Annotated in this window: 4 protein-coding genes; 1 reads left to right on the top strand and 3 read right to left on the bottom strand. The window is 70.2% G+C overall.

The features are described from left to right. Both VJN29_RS09740 and VJN29_RS09735 read right to left on the bottom strand, forming a co-directional pair. Nucleotides 1-790, bottom strand: a 790-nt coding sequence (locus tag VJN29_RS09740; protein ID WP_324143429.1) for a hypothetical protein, incomplete at its 3' end; no start/stop codon positions are given. Beyond that, nucleotides 787-1,323, bottom strand: coding sequence for a SigE family RNA polymerase sigma factor (locus tag VJN29_RS09735; protein ID WP_324143428.1), 537 nt, complete (start codon nt 1,321-1,323; stop codon nt 787-789). The genes VJN29_RS09740 and VJN29_RS09735, both read right to left, overlap by 4 nt. 121 nt (nt 1,324-1,444) lie before the next feature. Here VJN29_RS09735 and VJN29_RS09730 point away from each other — a divergent pair, with 121 nt between their 5' ends. Next, a complete protein-coding gene (locus VJN29_RS09730) occupies nt 1,445-1,576 on the top strand; it encodes a hypothetical protein (protein ID WP_324143427.1) in 132 nt (43 codons plus the stop codon). A 24-nt stretch (nt 1,577-1,600) separates the two neighbouring features. On the opposite strand, the gene VJN29_RS09725 is transcribed toward VJN29_RS09730, so the two are convergent. After that, nucleotides 1,601-2,239: a YdeI/OmpD-associated family protein gene (locus VJN29_RS09725; RefSeq protein ID WP_324143426.1), complete on the bottom strand. Its 639-nt coding sequence runs from the start codon at nt 2,237-2,239 to the stop codon at nt 1,601-1,603. Nucleotides 2,240-2,389 lie beyond the last annotated feature (150 nt).

Below are 2,389 nucleotides of genomic sequence, written 5' to 3'. Positions count from 1 at the left end.
GGCCGCCCGGGGCCGGGAAGGTGACGACGTCGCCGTCCCACGTCGCGATCAGCGGCTCCTGCCAGCCAGGCAGCTCGACACGCCTCTCCTGACGGCCGTCCCGGGAAAAGAAGGTCACCGCCCCTTGGCCGACCTCGTCGGGACTCGCGCCGCCAGTGACGACCGCGAAGCCCCGTCCTCCCGGAGCGGCCACGACCTGCCGGACGTCCTCTCCCTCAGCGACGACTGTCATCTCGAGGTCGGTGCGCACGTGCAGGACGCGCGTGGCCGGCAGCGACGTGCCATCGTGGGCGGCGAAGAGCCACCCGTCGGCGACCTTGGTCGGGCGGGACAGCAGCTGCACGTCATCACCCAGCACGACGTGGCGATCGCCAATCTGGAGAACGATGTGCCCGTCCTCTCGCCAGGCGTCGTAGCCGCGGTCGCGCTGGACGGCCGGCCCGGGCGGCAACGCAGTCGCCCAGGCGTGGACGGCGTTGACTCGAGCGACGTCGTCGATGCTGAGCGGCTGCTGTCCGACCCGTGACTCCGACACCGACGGGCTCGGGCCGCCCTGCGAGGAGGCGGGTCCACCGGGACGGTCCGGCGCGGTGGACGGCATGGCGAGCACCGCGATGAGCGCGGCAGCCGCCGTCGCCGCGACGCCCCCGACCGTGCCCAACGCCGCACGTCGACGGCGCTGACGTCCTGCGCGGTCGATGAGCTCGACCCCGGCAGGCACCGGTAGCGGCAGGGACCCAGCGCGCTCGTGCAGCGTCTCCTCGAGAATCCGAGTGTTCGAGTCGTTCATCGTGCCTCCTCCGAGACGAGCAGGTGGGCGCCGGCGCCTTGGCCGCGGAGCGTGGACAGGGCACGGGACAGCTGGCTCTTGACGGTGCCGATGGCGCATCCGAGCGCCTCGGCGCTGTCTCGTTCGGTCAGGTCCTCGTAGTAGCGCAGCACCACCACGGCCCGTTGCCGTGGCGGCAGGGTGGCCAGCGCGCGCCACATGGCGTCGCGCTCGGTGGCCTCCGTCTCCCAGGACGTCGTGGCGGAACTGCGGTCGAGGACGACCCGGTCCTCCAGTGCGGTCCGGCGGCGCCACGACCGCCACCGCGAGACGTGGGTGCGAGCCATCGCCGCTCGGGTGTATCCCAGCGGCGACCCCTCCTGACAGATCCGCTCCCAGGCGAGGTACACCTTGACGAGCGTCTCCTGCACCAGCTCCTCGGCCTCCGCGGCGCTGCCCGTCAGCACATACCCGTAGCGGTGCAACCGGTCCGAGTGCCCCCTGACGAAGGCCGTGAACTCGTCGTCCCGCCGGCTGTCCCCCCTGGTCCGCATGTCTCCCCCGTCATCCCGCCGCCGCTGTCATCCCTCGTACGCCGCCAACACCCGCAAAGGTTGCATGCACCGGGGCATACTGGCTTTGAGGCCGCTCGGCCTCCGACCTGAGGAGCAGGGCATGGCTGACAAGTCCCCCCGATCGCACATGACCCAGAAGGCGAAGTCGCTCAAGGAGAAGCGCGCCGACAAGCACGCCAAGACCCAGAAGGACGCGCACACGGAGATCGTTCCGCCGCGAAACAAGCGATAGAACCACCCGCATGCCGTATGCCGCTCAGCTCAGTTCCGAGCGGAGCCTGGCCACCCACGTCGGCTCGGTCCCGTAGCGCTGCGGCTTGATGAGTCGACAGTTGGCACAGTCATCGACGAGCTCGGCCATGCGACGGTCGCGTGTCGCTTCCTGCTTGGCCGTGAGCACCCAGCTGACGGCGGTCCTGCGGTAGGACGCGGTCGCCCCGTCCCAGAAGGCGGAGGCGACCGGGTCCGAGCGCAGCTGTGCCTCGTAGACCGGCGGGAACACTCCCGCCTCCTTCTCGTAGGAGTAGATGCCGGAACGGTCGTCGCGCCGCCGGGAGAAGGCCTCGAGTCCAGCGGGGTGCATGCGTCCCGCCGCAGTCAGCTCCTCCACCGAATTGATGTTGATCGCGCTCCAGTTGCTCGTGGGCTTGCGCGGGGTCCATCGTTGCCGCCTGGTGTCCTCGTCGATGCCCTGGGACAGCGAGTCGATCCAGCCGAAGCACAGGGCCTCGCGCACCGCCTCCTCCCATCGCAGGCCGCGCGGCTCGACGTGCCGCTTGTTGAGGCCCATCCAGAGCTCGCTGGCGGTGTCATGGTTCGCCTCGAGCCAGGCCCTGAAGTCGTCGGCGTCGTCGAAGAAGACCGCCGGCCGCTCCTCGGTTCCGCCATGTCGCATGCCGTCGATCCTGCCACCCGGCGCCGACAGCAGCGCCGCCCCTGATCGAGTGAACAGCTTTTGGGGCAGAAGCTGTTCACTCGATCGGTCAGGGGATGTCAGGGGATGTCAGGGGATGGCCGGGCCTCAGCCGCCGCTGACGGACAGCTC

It is taken from the genome of Intrasporangium sp., assembly GCF_035280925.1.
Classification (GTDB): domain Bacteria; phylum Actinomycetota; class Actinomycetes; order Actinomycetales; family Dermatophilaceae; genus Intrasporangium.
The sequence above is the reverse complement of the archived record's forward strand: the minus strand, read 5'-3'. Positions and strand labels throughout refer to the sequence as shown.